Source organism: Vibrio sp. 10N.286.49.C3, from assembly GCF_041469545.1.
GTDB classification, from domain to species: Bacteria; Pseudomonadota; Gammaproteobacteria; order Enterobacterales; family Vibrionaceae; genus Vibrio; species Vibrio tasmaniensis_A.
The window spans coordinates 22620-41224 of sequence record NZ_JBFRKT010000052.1 but is presented as its reverse complement, the minus strand read 5'-3'; the positions used below and the strand labels follow the sequence as shown (position 1 = coordinate 41224).

The 18605-nt window shown below is 41.8% G+C and carries 12 protein-coding genes and 1 pseudogene; 11 read left to right on the top strand and 2 right to left on the bottom strand.

Going from position 1 to position 18605, the window contains the following annotated elements; all coding sequences use genetic code 11:
* Nucleotides 1-153 (top strand): annotated as a pseudogene (locus AB4180_RS18545) (IS4 family transposase); the annotation flags it as partial.
* Nucleotides 154-264: 111 nt separating this feature from the next.
* Here AB4180_RS18545 and AB4180_RS18540 read toward each other — a convergent pair.
* On the bottom strand, nt 265-1407 hold the full coding sequence (locus AB4180_RS18540) for a fatty acid desaturase (RefSeq protein ID WP_009845442.1): 1143 nt from the start codon (nt 1405-1407) through the stop codon (nt 265-267).
* A 166-nt stretch (nt 1408-1573) separates the two neighbouring features.
* On the opposite strand from AB4180_RS18540, the gene AB4180_RS18535 reads away from it, so the two are divergent.
* Entirely contained in the window at nt 1574-2119 is a 546-nt protein-coding gene (locus AB4180_RS18535) for a GNAT family N-acetyltransferase (protein ID WP_102250368.1), read from the top strand.
* Nucleotides 2120-2304: 185 nt separating this feature from the next.
* Here the strand turns inward: AB4180_RS18535 and ylqF are convergent, their stop codons facing one another.
* Nucleotides 2305-3249 (bottom strand): ribosome biogenesis GTPase YlqF, encoded by a 945-nt coding sequence (ylqF, locus tag AB4180_RS18530; RefSeq protein WP_102250367.1) that lies wholly within the window; start codon nt 3247-3249, stop codon nt 2305-2307.
* A 293-nt stretch (nt 3250-3542) separates the two neighbouring features.
* Here ylqF and AB4180_RS18525 point away from each other — a divergent pair, with 293 nt between their 5' ends.
* The 9 genes from AB4180_RS18525 (at nt 3543) to AB4180_RS18485 (ending at nt 18580) form a co-directional block, all read left to right on the top strand.
* Nucleotides 3543-4553 (top strand): hypothetical protein, encoded by a 1011-nt coding sequence (locus AB4180_RS18525; protein ID WP_102250366.1) that lies wholly within the window; start codon nt 3543-3545, stop codon nt 4551-4553.
* Nucleotides 4554-4650: 97 nt separating this feature from the next.
* On the top strand, nt 4651-4848 hold the full coding sequence (locus AB4180_RS18520; protein ID WP_102250365.1) for an AlpA family transcriptional regulator: 198 nt from the start codon (nt 4651-4653) through the stop codon (nt 4846-4848).
* Nucleotides 4849-4851: 3 nt separating this feature from the next.
* Nucleotides 4852-5283, top strand: a complete 432-nt coding sequence (locus AB4180_RS18515; RefSeq protein ID WP_102250364.1) for a helix-turn-helix domain-containing protein — start codon at nt 4852-4854, stop codon at nt 5281-5283.
* Nucleotides 5284-5329: 46 nt separating this feature from the next.
* Nucleotides 5330-6430, top strand: coding sequence for a site-specific integrase (locus AB4180_RS18510; protein ID WP_102250363.1), 1101 nt, complete (start codon nt 5330-5332; stop codon nt 6428-6430).
* A 154-nt stretch (nt 6431-6584) separates the two neighbouring features.
* Complete coding sequence (locus tag AB4180_RS18505) at nt 6585-7157, top strand: recombinase family protein (RefSeq protein ID WP_102250362.1); 573 nt, start codon at nt 6585-6587, stop codon at nt 7155-7157.
* Between the two features lie 111 nt (nt 7158-7268).
* The gene (locus AB4180_RS18500) at nt 7269-8828 is read left to right on the top strand and encodes a type I restriction-modification system subunit M (protein WP_102250361.1); all 1560 of its coding nucleotides are present in this window, start codon (nt 7269-7271) and stop codon (nt 8826-8828) included.
* 7 nt (nt 8829-8835) lie between these two features.
* Nucleotides 8836-10137, top strand: a complete 1302-nt coding sequence (locus AB4180_RS18495; RefSeq protein WP_102250360.1) for a restriction endonuclease subunit S — start codon at nt 8836-8838, stop codon at nt 10135-10137.
* Between the two features lie 8 nt (nt 10138-10145).
* Nucleotides 10146-13100 (top strand): type I restriction endonuclease subunit R, encoded by a 2955-nt coding sequence (locus tag AB4180_RS18490; protein ID WP_102250359.1) that lies wholly within the window; start codon nt 10146-10148, stop codon nt 13098-13100.
* 92 nt (nt 13101-13192) lie between these two features.
* Complete coding sequence (locus tag AB4180_RS18485) at nt 13193-18580, top strand: sacsin N-terminal ATP-binding-like domain-containing protein (RefSeq protein WP_102250358.1); 5388 nt, start codon at nt 13193-13195, stop codon at nt 18578-18580.
* The last annotated feature ends 25 nt before the right edge of the window (nt 18581-18605 follow it).

Genomic DNA, 18605 nt, shown 5'->3' with positions numbered 1-18605 from the left:
GCTTTAAGCCCAGACGGAACTCTACCTGTAAAACTGAAAAGGATGAGAGACAGTTTGAGTCACTTCATTCTTCCAGATAAAAGAAAGGACCGAACGTTTCCACGTTCAGTCCTCTTTGTCCCAGCCAAATATCCGTTCAGGTTCAAGCAATAATGCTTATCCGAACGGCATTACATAGTAATATGAGGGCTTCAAATAAGAGTCAAGCAGTGTCGTTACTGGTACATTAAGCGGACTACTCAGCCTTAAGTATATTGTTCTACCTTAAGCATACTGTTCCACTGTCATTGCCCAATTTTTTTTCTGTTGCTCAAAATTCATTTTGATTTGTTGGTAACGAACTTTAAGTAGAGAGTGTTCGTACTTCTTCACAACATCTTCGCGTTTGCTTTCAAGTAGCTGCTTTTTGACTTCGTAATACTCGTTCATGTTTGATACTAGAGCATCGAATTCTTGTTGAAGTTTGTCTGCGATTTGCTGCTTGTCGGCTCGATGCATGATCTTTTGCTGCGTGCGTTTAAGTAACATTGATGCTTCTGCTTTTTCGATACGAGCTTGAGGGGTTTTCTTAAGCTTGCTTGCCAGTCCCATCAAAGAAGCACTCTTGATCAACCATTTTGTAGGATCGTATTGCCACCAGTAGATGCCGTTGCGGTAATCGTTCTCAAAGATGTGGTGGAAGTTGTGGTAGCCTTCGCCAAAAGTTAGAACCGCTAACACACCGTTATCACGGGCCGTGTTTTTGTCGGTAAAAGGTTGGCTACCCCAGATGTGAGCAAGAGAGTTAATGAAGAATGTCGTGTGATGGTTAAGCACCAAACGAACCGCACCTACGATTAACAACATGCCAAGTACGTCACCGTAAATAACGCCTAAAGCGATAGGAACACCGAAGTTCATTAGCAATGCCAACAGAACATAGTGCTTGTGCTGCCACATAACAATTTTGTCTTTCTTTAAATCTCGACAATTTTCATAATTTTCATACATCGAGGTGCTGTAGTTACGAATCATCCACCCGATGTGAGAATACCAAAAACCACGTTTTGCTGAGTATGGGTCTTTGTCGTTGTTATCTACATGCTTGTGGTGCACACGGTGATCAGAAGACCAGTGTAACGCGCTGTTCTGCAGGGCAAATGCGCCACCTAGTGCAAACAGGAATCTTAGGCTTGAATGCGCTTCAAACGCTTTGTGTGACCATAAGCGATGATAACCCGTCGTGATTGAAAGGTTACAGAACGTAAAGCAGATCGCTAGCCATATCCAGTGCTCCATACCATAGCCAAAAAAGTAGCCATAAACGGGAGCTGCAACAACAGCAAGCAGCATACTAAAAGAGAATACAAAAATATTGAGCCAGATTAATGGCGGCTTTTTTGTAGATTGTTTGTCGGCACTATTCATTAGCAAATTTCCATTGAGCTTACATCTGTGCGCTAGAATATCAGCGTACACGTGTAAGTCAATATTGAAAGTGTAAACGTGTATTAGTATGTTTTGCTTAAATATTGTATAAAGGTAGTGTGAAATGTAGTAGCAAGTCATAAATGGAAGTACTAAGGGCTAATAAATGGAAATTAAGGTAGCTGAATATAAAGATTATGAGCGGATTGCCCAATTACACGCGGATAGCTGGAAGCTATATTACCGTGGCATTCTTGCTGATGATTACTTAGAAAATGATGTTTTGGAGGACAGATCTGTTATTTGGCAGACTCGTTTGATTAATCCTCCTTTTAACCAACATGTTTTATTGCTTGAAGAGGGTGGTTTACTGGTTGGTTTCGTCTGCGCGTTTGGTAATCACAACTTTGAGCGTGGCACGTTCATTGATGCATTACACGTAGACAATAATTATCGCGGTAGAGGTGTCGGTAAGCGTCTATTGTCTGAATTATCGAAGTGGTTGCAGCAATACTATTCGGATTCAGGTCTGTACCTAGAGGTGATGTCTGAAAATCACCAAGCGATTGCTTTTTATCAAGCGATTGGTGGTAAAGAAGAGCTAGAGCAAGTTTGGAATGCACCATGTGGAAGTCAAGTGAATGAGAAGGTGATTTCTTGGAGCTCTCCCGTTGAACTTGAACAGAAAACAGCAAGCATTGTGTATTCTTAGTCACTTCAAGTTGAATAATGGTTCCTTGCTCAACAGCTGCCTCTTACTGAAGTTGCTTTAAAGCTGAAGAACAAACCAAAAAGCCCCGAGCATTAAATTGTTCGGGGCTTTTTTGATTAGATTAGACACTTCAATTATTTGGCACTTAGTCGCACCATGTGATTTTTTCTTAAAACGAAGAGAGATTAACGCTTGTTCTTCAAGTAACGCTTACGACGCTCTTCTTTTTTCTTAATCTGTTGTTCGGCTTTCAGCGCAGCCGCTTCTTCAACTTCGATCAGTTCTTGTGTGATCATTTCTGGTAGCTCTAACGTTACTTTACCTAAAGTACCATTACGCAGTTCGTGAAGTAGGATTTCCGAACATTTGTGAATGTCGATATGACCACCAGCACGAAGTGCGCCACGCTTACGACCAATCGCTTCCATTAATTCGATGTCTGACTCTGGCAGCTCTTCAATTTGGTAGCGTTCTTGCAAAAGGTTAGGGTATTGCTTTGCAAGGTACTCGACTGTGTAGAATGCCACTTCATCGTATTCCATTGCCGTATCTTTTACAGCGCCTGTTGCAGCCAAGCGGAAGCCACTGTGTGGGTTTTCTACTTTAGGCCATAGGATTCCAGGAGTATCTGAAAGGATCACGCCATTTTGTAGATTGATACGTTGTTGACGACGAGTTACCGCAGGTTGGTTACCAGTAACCGCGATCGTACGTCCCGCTAAACAGTTGATGATGGTCGATTTACCCACGTTCGGGATGCCCATGATCATTGTACGAATGTTCTTACCCATCTGTTCACGGTGCGGTGCTAACTTACGCACGAGCTCCATAACGTGGTTAACTTCTTCTTTAGCGCTAGTAGTAATCGCAATCGCTTTAACGCCTTGCTCTTTCTCGAAGTGCTCAATCCAACGCTCAGTAAGCTCAGGATCCGCAAGATCGCGCTTGTTCAACACTTTTACACAAGGCTTATCGCCGCGCAGTGAAGAGATCATTGGGTTTTCACTACTGAACGGGATACGAGCGTCCAGTACTTCGATGATCACATCAACCTGTGGGATAACTTCTTCGATTTCTTTACGGGCTTTATGCATGTGACCCGGAAACCATTGAATGCTACTGTTAACCATTTGAATACCTTGTTCTTTTTTGTTTTATTTGCGTTTTGGGGTACAACATGGGGTACATAAAAATAATTACCTATGTGGGACTAATTGTCGCCAATGCTGTAGGGCCACCAAACACAAATGTCTCTATTGTGACGATGTTAGCATTTTATCGTGTGCGCTGTAATTAGTAGAGCAGTTATTACATTCTGAAAAACATAGTCCTATAGGGTTTATTGCGATACTTTTACGTCGAACTGATTGGTAGTGGCAGTAGATGTTCTGTCGCTGGTGGACTAAAGGGTAAATTGCACTAAATGAGCAAGCTATTAAAACTAAAGAAATACTTAACAATTGATGATGCCGCTAGATACCTTTCCAAATCTTTGGAGGAGCCTGTAACTATTGCCGATATCTATGAGCTGGCATTAGATAATGAATTAACAGTATCGGTAAGAATTATCAACCAAGCGTTTGCTGTCGCGGGTCAGTATATTGATGGCCAATGTGATGAAAACAATCAACTTGAAGTAGATACCAACCTTCTGACAGGCGAGCCTTTAGATACACCATACTCAATTTCCTTAGATGAGGCATTACAGGTCGAAGAAGATAAATGGCTTGTTTTCGATAAAACGATCAACGCCATTGAAGGGCTCTGGGACTTAGCCATGATCGGCTTAGAGCGACAAAAAATCCATGAGTTGTACCAAGATGAAGTTAATGGTGCTGAGCCAAAACTATCGGGAGCGAACGGATTTTTTTTGCAGCGCGAGGAGTTAGTTTATTGGGTTCAAACTAGCTTGAACCTGAATGTCACAAATGATGATAGTTCAGCCTTGCAAACGAGGCTTTATAGTCTTTTGAAATCAAAAGGGCTTACAGTTAACGAAGTCGCAAATAGCAGTTATGCGTTAGATGTTTTAAATGATGACGAGCTTGACGAGTTTTCTGCACTTAGCCTTGCACTTTCGGAAACCGAGCAAGAAGGGGCAGAATCCCCCCAAAAGCTTATTGGGTCCGACGAATACCTTGATCTTGACGATTTCAGTTATCAGTTTGTCATTCGAACAGGTGAATTGACTCGCTTTGTTCAATCTTTAGCTGAAAATCAAGATCCTTCAACACAAAATGATAAACCATTGGCGGTTAAAGAGCGTATTACTTACCTCAGTCTGATTCGAGCGTTTTGTCTGGACTCTAAGATTGACCCGTATGCTAGAGGTGCAGCAACGCCTATACAAAAGATTAGTGAGCTTTCGGGGGAGGAGTTATCAAATGAAACAATTAGGCAAATACTCCTTAAAATTAAAAAGCAATGGCCTTAGATAATCCAATATTGGAGTTTGCTTTTCCCAGATTGGAATTGAACAGCCTTTAGAACTTTAACCTCTTGTTTCCATTAACGGCCCAAGAGGTTTTTTTATGTCTCAACGAATCATCCGCTTACCAGAAGTAATCCAGAAAACTGGCTTATCACGCAGTTCCATTTACTTACGCATGTCTAAGCAAGAATTTCCTAAGTCAATTTCGATAGGCGACCGCGCAGTAGGTTGGATAGAAGACGATATCAACAATTGGGTAGACGCCCGCATTTCAGCAAGCAAAGTGTTGGAGTGTTAGCTAGTGAAAAAACGATTGAACCCAAACTTAGCCAAGATCCACCGTAGTTATACGGTGGGCGAGGTTGCTGAGTTGTACAAAGTCGATAAAAGAACAGTTCGTAACTGGATCAAAGACGGCTTGCCAGTCTTCGATGAGGTACGCCCATTATTGGTTTTAGGTACAGATTTAAGGCTCTTTATTCGTCAGCGTCGAATAGGTAATAAACGTAAATGTAAAAGCTCTGAACTCTATTGCTTCAAGTGTCGGTCACCAAGAAAACCAGCTCTAGAAACAGCAAACTTTATTCAGCTTAAAAGTGGTCACGGCCGGGTGTTTGCCAAGTGTTGTGAGTGCGGTTCGAAGATAAATAAATACTTCAGTTGGCGGCAACTAGACCTCATTCGCAAGGGTTTGCAGGTGGAAACTACCGCTAGCACAAAAACACATAATTAGGAGGGAAAGAGCCCTCGTGAATTGTACTTAATATGGAGTATTTAGAATGAAGAGAAAACACAACAAAAATAACGTCCGATCTACTAAAGAGTATTGTACTTTTTTGAAGGAAGCAAAACGCCAAAGTGAGTCATCTATTGATGGTGTTCTAAAGGCAATTAATCGCTTTGAGGAATACACAAATTATAAAGATTTTAAGTTGTTTCGATATCAACAAGCGGTGGGTTTTAAGAAGCACTTGATGGCGCAAAAGAGTGTAGCTACAGACAAGCCATTAAGTAAGGCTACCTTGCATACAACGTTGAGACACCTTAAGACATTTTTGCAATGGTTAGCTCTACAAAGCGGCTATCGATCCCGTATTACTTATAGTGATACTGAGTATTTTAATTTGTCTGAAAAAGACGCTCGAATTGCCACCGCGAAGCGTAAGAAACCAGTTCCAACCATAGAGCAAGTAACGCAGGTTCTTGAGGCTATGCCGAGTGTGAGCAATGTTGAATTGAGAGATAGAGCGCTGGTGGCGTTTACTTTACTAACGGGCGCAAGAGATAGCGCAATTGCCTCACTAAAGCTCAAGCATGTTTGTGTTGCTGAGCAAAGCCTTTATCAAGATGCTAGGGAAGTGAACACCAAGTTCAGCAAAACATTTACCACCTACTTCTTTCCAGTTGGCGAGTTACCTTTGAAGATATTGACCGAGTGGGTTAGTTACTTGCAACATGAGTTGTCGTTTGGCCCTGACGATCCATTGTTTCCAAAGACTAAAATTAAGAACAGCCCAACTCATCAATTTGAGGTGATGGGCGTTGAAAAAGAGCACTGGTCAACGGCAGGCCCAATTCGTCGGATCTTCAAACAAGCATTCAAATTAGCGGAGTTGCCATATTACAACCCACATAGTTTCCGTAATACGCTAGTTAGGTTGGGAGAAAGGCTATGCAACAACGCTGAAGAGTTTAAAGCGTGGAGCCAGAATCTTGGACATGAAAAGGTATTAACAACATTTTCTAGCTATGGAGATGTAGCGGATCATCGGCAAGCCGAATTGTTGAAAAAACTTGCGGCTCCAAAACCAGCAGCCAGCGAAGATGACGCCGCACTTTTACAAAGGTTACTTTCAGCCGCTAGAGAACAAGGAATGTAATTTATAAAAAAGCCTGGTATCAACAAATATTCGTATATTGATACCAGTTTGTTTAATGTAAGTTGGGTATCATAAATATAGCAGGTTTACTTTATGATACTGAATATATATGATACCCCTATATCTGATACCAATTTAAAGCCGAGAACGAGTAATGCGTGTATTTTCTTACTGTCGAGTATCGACAACCGAACAAACAACCGAAAACCAAATATTAGCTATTCGCCAGAAAGGGTATGAAGTTACTGATTCGAGAATCATTAGTGAAACGGTTTCTGGTTCAGTAGAAGCTATGAAGCGAGAAAAGTTTAAAATGTTGCTCACTCATCAAATGGAAGAAGGGGACATGTTGGTGGTGTTAAAGCTTGACCGCTTGGGCAGAGATAATATTGACGTTCAAAACACTATTAATCTGTTAACGGAAAAAGGGATTAAGGTGGTTTGTTTAGATTTGCCCGTATCAGATCTTTCAAGCGCCGAAGGAAAGCTAATGTTACAAATGTTCTCTGCTTTTGCTGAGTTTGAGAGAAATCGTATTAGGGAGCGAACCAAAGAAGGAATAGAGCGAGCAAAAGCGCAGGGTAGAAAGCTAGGTCGCCCCGTGGCACATCAAACAACAAGGTTGGTACAAAACAAAAAAGCTGAAGGTTTGTCACAGTCAAAAGTTGCGTCAGCGTTAAACCTTGGTATCGCCACAGTTAAAAGACACTGGAACAAAGCTGATTAGCTGATCAGTTAGGAATTTAGTCATTTCAAATTAAGACGTTAAACCACATTTTGGAATCTTCTGGTACAATGTACGCAATTATTTTGTGTGAAATTATCAGTAAGGTTTCTCATGGTTCGTGAACACCAACAAGAATTACAAAAACAGCTCTGGAACATCGCTAACACGCTGCGTGGCAATATGTCAGCCGACGACTTCCGTGATTACATCCTAGGGCTTATCTTCTACAAGTACCTATCAGACAAACTGAACCGCTACTGTGATGAACTACTTACAGAAGATGGCATTAAGTTCGTTGAGTCTGATGATGAACTAATTAAAGAGCTGCATGATGAGTGTGTCGAGAACCTTGGCTATTTCATTGCCCCTAAACAGCTATTCTCAAGCCTTGCTAAGCGTGGCGAGAAGTCTGAGTTCATTCTTGATGAGCTAAGCCGTGTCCTTAATGACATTGAGCAATCCACAACAGCGGCTGATTCGGCGGATGATTTTAACGGGTTGTTTGAAGAACTCGACCTTAACTCTAGCAAGTTAGGTAAGAACCCAGACGCACGTAACAAACTTATTTGCCAAGTGCTGATTCACCTAGAGAACATCGATTTCCAAATCGACAACACCGAGATAGACCTACTGGGTGATGCCTATGAATACCTGATTGGGCAATTTGCTTCAGGTGCAGGTAAAAAAGCAGGTGAGTTCTACACACCTCAACAAGTGTCTAAAATCCTTGCGAAGCTCGTTAGCCTAAACGGTGATGTGAAATCGGTTTACGATCCAACCTGTGGTTCAGGCTCATTGCTATTGCGTGTGGCAAAAGAAGTGAGTAGCACTAATCTTGAGTTCTGTGGACAAGAGCAAAACCCAAGCACCTTTAACCTTGCTCGTATGAACATGCTAATGCATGGTGTCCGTTACGATAAGTTCGATATTAAAAACGACGACACTCTAGAACACCCAATGCACTTAGATAAACGTTTTGATGCTGTGGTTGCCAACCCTCCGTTCTCTGCTAACTGGAGCGCGAACGACCTACACCTAAACGATGAGCGTTTTGCTGACTACGGTAAACTTGCCCCTAAAACGAAGGCAGACTTTGCTTTTGTACTGCACATGGTTCACCAGTTAAACGAAACTGGCACACTAGCTGTCGTCGTCCCTCACGGTATCCTTTTCCGTGGCGCGGCTGAAGGTCATATTCGTAAGCACCTTATCGAGAACAAAAACTACCTTGATGCAGTGATCGGCTTACCTGCGGGTATCTTTTTCGGTACGGGTATTCCAACTTGTATCTTAGTCTTCAAGAAGACTCGTCAGCACGCTGATAACGTCTTGTTCATTGATGCGTCGAACCACTTCGAAAAAGGCAAAGCTCAAAACCACCTTCGTGAAGAAGACGTCACTCGTATTGTTGAAGCCTACAGTAAACGCGAATCAGTCGATAAATATTCGCATGTCGCGGAGCTGTCTGAGATCGCTGAAAACGACTATAACCTCAACATCCCTCGCTATGTGGATACCTTTGAAGAGGAAGAGGCAGTAGACCTTGATGCGGTGGCAACAGACCTAACCGAGCTTGAAACTAAGATGCATTCGGTAGATGTAGATATTGCTGATTTCTGTTCTCAGCTTAATATCAAAGCGCCCTTTCCCTTAAATAAAGAGCAGGGGTAAGTATGTTATGACTGTACAAATGAATGCGCCGACGCTGCGATTCGGGGAGTTTGAAGGGCAGTGGTCAAAGGTTACTTTTGATGATTTAAATATTAATGTAATCGATGGTGATCTAGGGACGCAATACCCGAATAAAAATGAACTGCTGCCTGAAGGCTATTGCCTATTTTTATCTGCAAAAAATGTAACTAAGTCAGGCTTTCAGTTCTCCGAGATGCAATTTATTACTCAAGAAAAAGATGGATTGCTTAGAAAAGGAAAGCTGAAAAGAGGTGACATTGTTTTAACTACTCGTGGAAGTGTTGGACATAAAGCGCTTTATACAGATGAAGTTGTGTTTGATAGCCTAAGAATTAACTCTGGTATGGTGTTACTACGTCATCAATGGAAAGAGCTTAGCAATGAGTTTGTCTATAAATCGATGTTTACTCGTCACTTTACAAAGCAGATTGATGTTGTTGCATTTGGTAGTGCTCAGCCAGCACTAACAGTAAAAGAAATAAAAAAGCTTAAGCTTTCGGTTCCCCCAACTCTCCCAGAACAACAAAAAATCGCCTCTTTCTTATCAAAGGTCGATGAGAAGATTGGGTTGTTGTCAGAGAAGAAAGACAAGCTCACCGAATACAAACTTGGAGTGATGCAACAGTTGTTTAATGGCAAGTGGCATGAGCAAGACGGGCAACTTATCTTTATGCCACCCACGCTACGATTCAAAGCCGATGATGGCAGCGAGTTTCCTGATTGGGAAGAGAGGAAGTTAGGTGAGGTACTCTTGAGTCATAAGCTCGGAGGAAATTATCAAAACTCAGAAGATACGACTCAGCACCCACTTATAAAAATGGGGAATTTGGGTCGAGGTTCGATTAGCTTAAAGAAAGTCGAATATATCAAATCAGGTGAAGCTATTGACCATGAAGATCGAATCAAAGAGGGCGATCTATTCTTCAACACTCGAAATACTTTAGATTTAGTTGGGAAAGTAGCAATTTGGAATAATGAATTACCTGAAGCTTATTACAACTCTAACTTACTTAGACTTGGGTTTGAGAATAATCGCTTTATGAACTATTGCTTAAATTCTTTTAATGGAATCAGTGGATTAAGACGCTTTGCCACAGGCACAACAAGTGTTGCAGCTATCTACACTAGAGACTTACTTAAATTAAAAATCATAGTCCCTAGCTCGGATGAGCAAATTAAGATAGTCCACTTCCTATCAGCTATCGACCAGAAGATAGATCTAGCCAACTCTGAACTTAACAAAGCCAAAGAGTGGAAAAAAGGCTTGTTACAACAAATGTTCGTGTAAGGGACGAAATGAGCACACAATCAGAAGCTAAACTTGAAAATGACTTAATCACTCAGCTTACCGCAGCGAGCTTTGAACCCGTCAAAATAGAGAACGCCGCCGCGCTTAAAGCCAACCTAAAGGCTCAGCTTGAGCGTGCGAACAACCTAACGCTAACCGAGCGTGAATTTGAGAATGTGCTCATTAGCCTCGAAAAAGGCAACATCTTCGACAAATCCAAACGCCTCAAAGGTAAGGTCGATGTGGTGCATGACGATGGCACCATCAGCTACCTCACTTTGTTGAATACCGACGCCTCAAAGAATATCTTCCAAGTGACTAACCAAGTCACCATGCACGGTAAATATGAGAATCGCTACGATGTGACTATCTTAGTGAATGGCTTGCCGTTAGTGCAGATAGAGCTTAAACGCCGTGGCATTGAAATGGCGGAAGCATTCAACCAAATCAGACGCTACGACAAGCACACCTTTGGCGCAGAAGGTGGGCTGTTTAACTACATACAGTTGTTTGTGATATCTAATGGCGTGAATACGAAATACTTCTCAAACAACCGTGAGTTGTCATTCAAACAGACCTTCCACTGGACGGATGTCGACAACAATAAGATTAATGTGCTGCACCAATTTGCGGATGCTTTCTTAAATAAAGAACATCTGACTAAAATGCTCAGCCGCTATATCGTCCAGAATGAGACAGGCAAGTTCTTAATGGTGCTGCGCCCTTACCAATTTTACGCAGTAGAGGCGATAGTCGAGCAGGTTAAGACCAGTGATAAGCATGGCTATATTTGGCATACCACTGGCAGTGGTAAAACCTTAACCAGCTTCAAGACTGCACAAATATTATCGAGATTAGATAACGTCGATAGAGTGGTGTTTGTGGTCGACCGTAAAGACCTCGACTACCAAACAGCCAAAGAGTTTGATGCCTTCCTAAAAGGCAGCGTCGATAGTACGGGTGACACCAAGAGTTTATTAAACCAGTTCCTCGGTTCTCGACCTGTACCTAAACAAAGTGCTAATGCGTCAGGAAGTAGCGCCAATGATGGTGAAGCTCTATTACCACTTGCTGAAGAACGAGCGCAAGTTGCCGAATATTCGCCTATCTACAGCAGTAACGTAAATCGCATCAATAAGCTGACGATCACCACGATTCAAAAGCTCAACAACCTGATCACTAAGCCTCGCTTCAAAGGACAAGTCGAACACTTACGCCAAGAGCGCGTGGTTTTCATCTTCGACGAGTGTCACCGTAGCCAGTTTGGTGAAACCCACCAGAATATCGTTGAGTTCTTCGAGAAAGCTCAGCTATTTGGCTTTACGGGCACACCCATCTTTGCTGATAACGCCACAGCTAAAAAAGTGGAAGGAAAGGGCGTTCAGAAAAGAACAACCAAAGATCTGTTTGGTGAGCGCCTACATAGCTATGTGATTGTCGATGCGATTCGAGATGACAACGTACTGCCTTTTGCCATCGAGTATTACGGCAAGCTAAAGCACAAACAAACAGGCTTAGATGCCGATGTATCCAGCATTGATATATCGGAGTTCTTCAGCTCTCCTAAGCGCATAAAGCAAGTCTGTGAGCACATCATTGGCATTCATAAGTTCAAAACTAAACACAAGTTCAATGCGATGCTGTGTGTGGCGAGTGTCCCTGATTTAATCACCTACTACGACACCTTTAAGGCTCTCAAGGCGGAAGGTAAGCACAAGCTCAATATCGCCACCATCTTTAGCTATGGCGTCAACGAAGCCGAAGAGTTTGAAGGTGAAGTCAATGTGAAAGGCTTAGCGGAAGCGAACGCTAAGGTTCACAGCCGAGACAAGCTAGATTCGTACATTGGTGATTACAACGAGCAATTTGGCACGAGCTATTCAACCCAAGATACCGACAGCTTCTACAACTACTACAAAGATCTCTCTAACCGCACAAAGAATGGTGAAGTAGATATTTTACTTGTAGTGAATATGTTCCTTACGGGGTTCGATGCGCCGAGCCTAAACACCATCTACGTGGATAAGAACCTCAAATATCATGGATTGGTTCAAGCCTTCTCTCGTACCAATAGATTGAACGGCACGGTGAAGTCTCACGGCAACGTGATGTGCTACCGCAACCTGAAGCCACAAGCAGATGAAGCGTTTGCACTGTTTTCTAACAAACAACCGACAGAGTACATCGAAGTACCCGATCTTGAAGGGTTAACCGAAGACTTTGCCAAAGCGCTTGAAGCGTTAAAAGCGATAGCTCCAGATGTTCAAAGTGTTGATAATCTTCCAGATGAAGACATGCAAGCAGGATTCATTAAACAGTTCCGTATTTTAATGCGCCTGAAAAACCAGCTTGAAACCTTCAGTGATTTTGACATTGAAGCGCTAGGTATTTCAGAACAAGAGTTTGTTGATTACGCCTCAAAGTACGGTGATTTAGCCAGAGAGTTGAAAGGCAACCCGACGGATAAAGAATCAATCCTTGCTGACATCGACTTTGAATTAGAGCTGCTTCAACGCGACAACGTGAATGTGGGCTACATACGCCACCTTCTACAAACCATGCTTGAAGAGTCATGTGATGACGCCAAAGATAAGAAGCGTCAGGTTATCGCAAACCTGCTCGCTTCTGAGCCAACACTTCACAGTAAGCGCCACCTGATTGAAGGGTTTATCGAAAAGAGCTTACAGGGCTTAGTACAGGGTGAACAATTCGATGAATACATCGAAGAGCAGAAACAAAAGGAAATTAGCCAGATAGCCGAAGAAGAGAAGCTAGACTCCGATAAGTTTGGCGAGATGGTAACGAACATCGAAAATGGTTTGAATGTGGAGAGCTTGAAGTCAGATGACATCGCTCAGCTCACTACTGAAAAGATGACCTTTAGAACCCGCAGAACCATTTTGCCAAGGATTGCAGAAAGACTAAAAGCGTTCACTGAAACTTTTATAAATGGGTTTAGTTAATAAGCTCATATCCGTTTACTTCAAAGCGACTATTTTAACAAAAACATTACCGCCAATCGTGCTATTAATTTTGCTAATCAAGGTGTCAAACAATGCAATTCGAAGTTTCTTATACAAGTAGTTATCGCTCATCTGTGACGAAGCAAATTCAGCAAATGATAGAAAAGTACAATGCGGACTCCTTACTTAAAGAGTTTTTGCAAAACGCAGATGACGCGAAAGCTTCGCGACTTACAGTTGCACTTGATCTTCGAAACCATGGATCCTTTAAAGAGCAAGCCTTAAACATTGCCTCAGGGCCCGCTCTAGTCATTTCGAATGATGCGCTTTTTAACGAGCAGGATTTCCAGGCTATTGATCAGATTATGGATGGTAGTAAGGTCGATAAAGCTCAATCCACTGGTCGGTTTGGACAAGGCTTTACATCTAGTTTTAGTATTAGCGATCATCCTAGCTTAATTTCTGGTGGTATGAGGCGTGGTACGTCTAAATGGTTCGATGCACATGAATCGGCTGTCTGTAAGGGACGAAATAACGCAGTCGCTACTTGGAAGCATGATGAGGTAAACAGCAGTACCTACGAACGTTTAGAACCATGGCTGCGAACTTTTCTTTTACCTGGTGAGGAAGATACTGTTGGTCGAACAGTTTTTCGCTTACCTTTAAGGACGTCCGAAACTGCGAAAACTAGCGAGATATCAAGTCAAATTTTCACCAAGCAGCGCTTCTACAATTGGTGTGATGAATGGAGAAAAAGCTCAGATAATTTGCTTTTTCTACGGAATGTTCACACTTTAGTTTTGTGCATAGTTCATGAGAACGGAAATACGCAAGAACTATTGAAAATCGAAACTAAAAATATAGAAGAAATTAGTTCAGTAAAGCAAAAGCTAAACAAAGCCATACCAACAAACAAGCCCCCAAAAGAGATTTGTCAATCTTGGCTATCGAACAATATTGACCTTCCAACTGTGACGTATGAACATGAATTTCAATGCCATTATTTTGATCGTAGTACGTCACGTACAGAGTCTGTTGACTCTAAATGGGCTGTAGTCAATGGGCTATTCAAAGGGACTGATAGTTTACTTCTAAAACAGGCTCTAAAGTTTTTGGGGTTGGGACCAAACTTCAGAAAAGTGTTACCTTGGGCTGGAGTGGCTATACCGATAGGTCAACAGATTCCTAAGAACGATGAGAGAGGTCAGTTCTTTACCTTCTTACCATTAGGTATTAGAACCAAAAGCAAAGCTCACATGCAAGGGTGGTTCGAACTTGACGATAAACGAACTTCAATAGTATTGAAAGCGGGGAATGACGATCAGACGCCTTTGGTAAAATGGAATCTCATGCTAGCTGAACACGCAATAGGCAAAGCGTGGGCAGAATTGTTGCTCCAGTATAAACACAACCTTTCAGAGACAGATTACTATGAGTTTTGGCCGAATTTATCGAAAGACTCAGATGAAATTACATCATATATACAGAAAGGCTTTTACAAACGAATGGCGAAAGCTGAATGTTTGAAAATTTGGCATAAAGACAATTCCTATTGGGGTCAGCCTTCTAATGATCACTTCTATTGTTCGCGTCAGGCTAAAGTAGCAGCTCCCACCAAAGAGCTCAAAAAAATAGTTCAGAAAGAGTTGAAACTAATCTTCCCAGAGCCGCCTAGATTCGTTGTATCAAATTTGAGAGCCTTTGGCGGCATAATCTCAGAGTTTACCCCTGATGTTTTGGTTGACGCCGTTTCTGACAAAGCCCGAGATTTTGTTTTTCCTCAGGAAGAGCGCTTACTTTCTCACTTCTTTTTTGCTCGTAAACAAAATGTTTCTCATGTTCTTAAATATGCGGTGTTAGGAAAGCAAGGGGCAACAGGTGTCGTCGGACTTCCTTTGCAGTATTGCCTCGATAATAAACTACACAGGATCCAAGATCTGTCACTGTTTTCTGCAAAGCACGACCTATCACTTTTCAAAAATGACAAATCTAAGTTTGTTGACCAAAGTTTGTATGACCTCGAACTGAAAGAAATGCCAGAACCTTGGTTATTTTCAACGCTAGAAAACAAACTTAAATTGTTATCAGAAATGATGACGTCAGAATCTGTAGACCTAGATTGGTTTAATGAAGTAGTTGAGTTGATTCGCAGGTCTGGGGAAGCTGAAAGATCAACCGACAAAGTTAAACAACTTTTGGTATCGCTTCCGATTTATAAGATTAGCGGTTCTAAAGCGTTTACGCTAAAAGAGTTAGGCTCCTCCGGGAAAGTTCCGTACCTCGAACTAAAACCGGATAATAGAGAGCATTATGAGAAGCTTGGTGTTTGTCTGTTTGATAAACCATGGGTACAAAGCTATCAAAAACTAAACGACCTATTAAAACCCAACTTCAGTCCTCTCAGTATCATCACGAATGAGGTCATCTTGGCTCAGATTGCTAAGATGAATGAGTCAACCAAGTCATTTTTGGAAATCCCAGCCTTTAGACACTTTGTCCTTCACTCTGTTGGAAGAGCGGATAAATCTCATCGCGATTACAGGTATTTGGTAGAGGAAGTTAAAAATCGTATCCCCCTGGCGTTAACACAGAATGGTTCGCTTACTTACATTAACGATAGCAAAACGAGTCTATACCTACCTGGTGGGTTCAGCGTCGATAAGTCGTTAGCGCAGATTAGTGACCTCTATGACCTAGTTCACTCTGGAGAGGTTGATTTCTTCTATGTGTTCGAAAAGCTGGATGTATCCACGATGTCGTTTTCTGACTACATTGAGAACGTTGTCGTTAAGTATTTGAATGGGGTTAATGATATTAAGGCTAAAACTCGACTTTTGGAATGGTTGTGTAACGAGTTTGAATCTATTCGAAATGAACCAAACGTCATAAGATTACTAACTTCCGCAAGTTTAGTACCTGCCGCTAATGGTTCTTTTATAAGAGCTGGTGAGGTTTACGCTCCAAGCTTCTTCGGGACACTACCTGAGGCGCTTAAAGCGACTGCTAAAAAGTTGAGCCCATTCCAGCATGATAATTGGAATGAACTACTTGAATTGTGTGGGGCACAAAAGACGGTTTCTATTAGAGCTCTAAATCAAGGTGCAATACATATCTCGCAAAGGAGGGACGTAGAAGAGGCCTTTAACTTAGTAAGCTTTATTAAGCGCCACCTTCCTGAGTTTGAAAATGCAGCTAAACAGTTCGCAAACGATCACAAAGAGTTTTCTAGGGTTCCTTGGATCCCATGTGTAATTGGAAAAAATGTCGTTGATGGGAAAGAAAACGCTGCTTTGCAACTAGGTACTGCAAACTCAATTACGCTCAAAACACACAAATACAAACTGTGTCCAAGCTTTAACCTCCTAGCACCAAGAATTGAGAGTGAAAACCAAAAAGAAAGGACGTCTGCTCGAGACTCCTCAAACTCTCTGTATAGGTTCTTAGGATTAGAAACGTTTGCCCCACCAAAACTTCAGATTAAGAATTATCAGAAACTAATAGGGACAACAATAAACCGTGGTAACGAGCGGTTTTTGTTTTATGCATCGACACGGTTTTATGCTGTGTGCGGAAGGGAAAAGGATCTCAGGCATGAAGATAAGCCAGAAAAAATACTGATTAATAGGGAATGGGTTCAACCCAAAAACGTATTCTTTAGGAGAGTATCCGGCTTACATGGCTTACATTCTGTCGAAGATTTTCTTGGAGTCTTGAAACACGATCAAACTGATGTAATAAAAGGGCTTGAAAAATTAGGGGTCAGGACTGGACCGAGCAAAGAGTTTCTTATCGATTACTTAACGTTAAATTTAGGGCTAGATCGGGTGTTAAATTCTGATCAGGTTCTCGTAGCTAAATATGCTCTTTCTTTGCTACAAAAAGAACATTTACAAGTGATAAACAAATGGGATGAAGTGCCTCTTTTGACAACGAATGGCAAGCTTTGCAAAAGTTCAAAAGTCTTTATAGATGAGGGAGATGAGCTTGGTTCAGCGAGCTCTAGCAATGAACATCTTCGGGTTTGTGTCGGTGAATTTACGAAGCTAGCGACAAATTCAAACGCTAAGTCTATCAAGTATGGCTCTACTATGAGGATTAAGGAGGACGCGACTGAGTTTCTTTCGTCCAGACAGATTCCAGATGATATTGCAAAATTTAGCAGAAAGTTGAAAGCGGCTTGGTTTGAAAATGCAGTTCGAAGGTTAGCCTTTCATAACTTGAAATCACCAAGTAGCGAATTTGAACTGAGCTATAAAGAGCGATTGATACCAGATCGAATCACGATGTGTGAGTCTCTCACTTTATCTTGTAACATTGGCCTTCAATGGATCTACGATACAAACAAGAAGAAAGTGTTTAACGGAGATGGTGAGTTGTACGTTGTCCTTGGATCATCGAGAGTATTTTGTGAGGCCTTGGCTAGCTATGTAAGTAACGAGTTTTCTCTAAACCCTGAATCATCCATCATGATTGCGACATTGATAAAGGATATCGAGTCTGAAGAGGAAGCTGATGAATATCTAGGAGAGGAGAAGGGAATACCTGAACTTCCCAACGAGACAAAATTTAATCAACCAACATTCTCTCATGACCCCGTCGCTAGTCAGTCTGAGTTTGTGGATTTGATTGAAGCTGAATTAGATGAAGAACTTCATCAAGCAGAAGTAAGCGCCTTACCCGCTGAACAATATGCTGCTCCGGCAATCGTTAACGACAATGTTATTGAACCTAGAGATGTTGGGCTAGAAAATCAACAATTAGAGAATGACGTTCATGATTTAGCAGATGAAATTCGAAGGTTAGAGGCCCATATTGATAAAAATGATCGCCAAGAAAGGGTAGTTGAATCTGCTATGCCAGACAACTCAAAGAAGACGCAACACTCAACTGAGGCGCGGTCCTCTACTGACAAAATAGAAAAGGGTAGTTTGGGCGACTTAACTCACAATGCACCAAGGGTTCCCAGCTCCAAATTACGAGATCCCGGAGAGAAATTAGATAGACCTAAACTGGATGTTGGACACCGTGATTATATAAGTCACAACAGAAAAAGTGGTATGGGGACAGCTTTCACGGGCAATCAAGCAACATTATTGGGTGATGTAGGTGAGGATAATGTGCTAAATGCTATTATGAAGACCTTACCTCAGGGTCATAGAATACAGAAAGCACCGAAAAACAATCCTGGATATGACTTGTTAGAGGTTGATTTTAACGATGTTATTGTCAGAAAAATTGAAGTAAAGACTCTTCCTTCTGGATGGGGAGAGCGGGGTGTGAAGTTAAGTCGAACCCAAGTTGAACTAGCGCTAGCTGACTCTACATGGTCTTTGATAGTAGTTGTTGGTCAAAACACATCTAAAGCTACATTTTTAGATTTGGGTAATCCGTTCAATAAAGTGAAGTCATACTTCCTTCCAAGTGAATGGAATCAAGAGCAAGTTTTTGATTGTGTGGAAATTTTACCTTTTCCTATGTAGCAAGAGACTGTAAAAACCCCAATTG

Excerpts from the sequence above, each read along its gene's own strand:
- AB4180_RS18540 (WP_009845442.1), bottom strand. The coding sequence starts at position 1,407 with ATGAATAGTGCCGACAAACAATCTACAAAAAAGCCGCCATTAATCTGG.
- AB4180_RS18535 (WP_102250368.1), top strand. The coding sequence starts at position 1,574 with ATGGAAATTAAGGTAGCTGAATATAAAGATTATGAGCGGATTGCCCAA.
- ylqF (WP_102250367.1), bottom strand. The coding sequence starts at position 3,249 with ATGGTTAACAGTAGCATTCAATGGTTTCCGGGTCACATGCATAAAGCC.
- AB4180_RS18525 (WP_102250366.1), top strand. The coding sequence starts at position 3,543 with ATGAGCAAGCTATTAAAACTAAAGAAATACTTAACAATTGATGATGCC.
- AB4180_RS18520 (WP_102250365.1), top strand. The coding sequence starts at position 4,651 with ATGTCTCAACGAATCATCCGCTTACCAGAAGTAATCCAGAAAACTGGC.
- AB4180_RS18510 (WP_102250363.1), top strand. The coding sequence starts at position 5,330 with ATGAAGAGAAAACACAACAAAAATAACGTCCGATCTACTAAAGAGTAT.
- AB4180_RS18505 (WP_102250362.1), top strand. The coding sequence starts at position 6,585 with ATGCGTGTATTTTCTTACTGTCGAGTATCGACAACCGAACAAACAACC.
- AB4180_RS18500 (WP_102250361.1), top strand. The coding sequence starts at position 7,269 with ATGGTTCGTGAACACCAACAAGAATTACAAAAACAGCTCTGGAACATC.
- AB4180_RS18495 (WP_102250360.1), top strand. The coding sequence starts at position 8,836 with ATGACTGTACAAATGAATGCGCCGACGCTGCGATTCGGGGAGTTTGAA.
- AB4180_RS18490 (WP_102250359.1), top strand. The coding sequence starts at position 10,146 with ATGAGCACACAATCAGAAGCTAAACTTGAAAATGACTTAATCACTCAG.
- AB4180_RS18485 (WP_102250358.1), top strand. The coding sequence starts at position 13,193 with ATGCAATTCGAAGTTTCTTATACAAGTAGTTATCGCTCATCTGTGACG.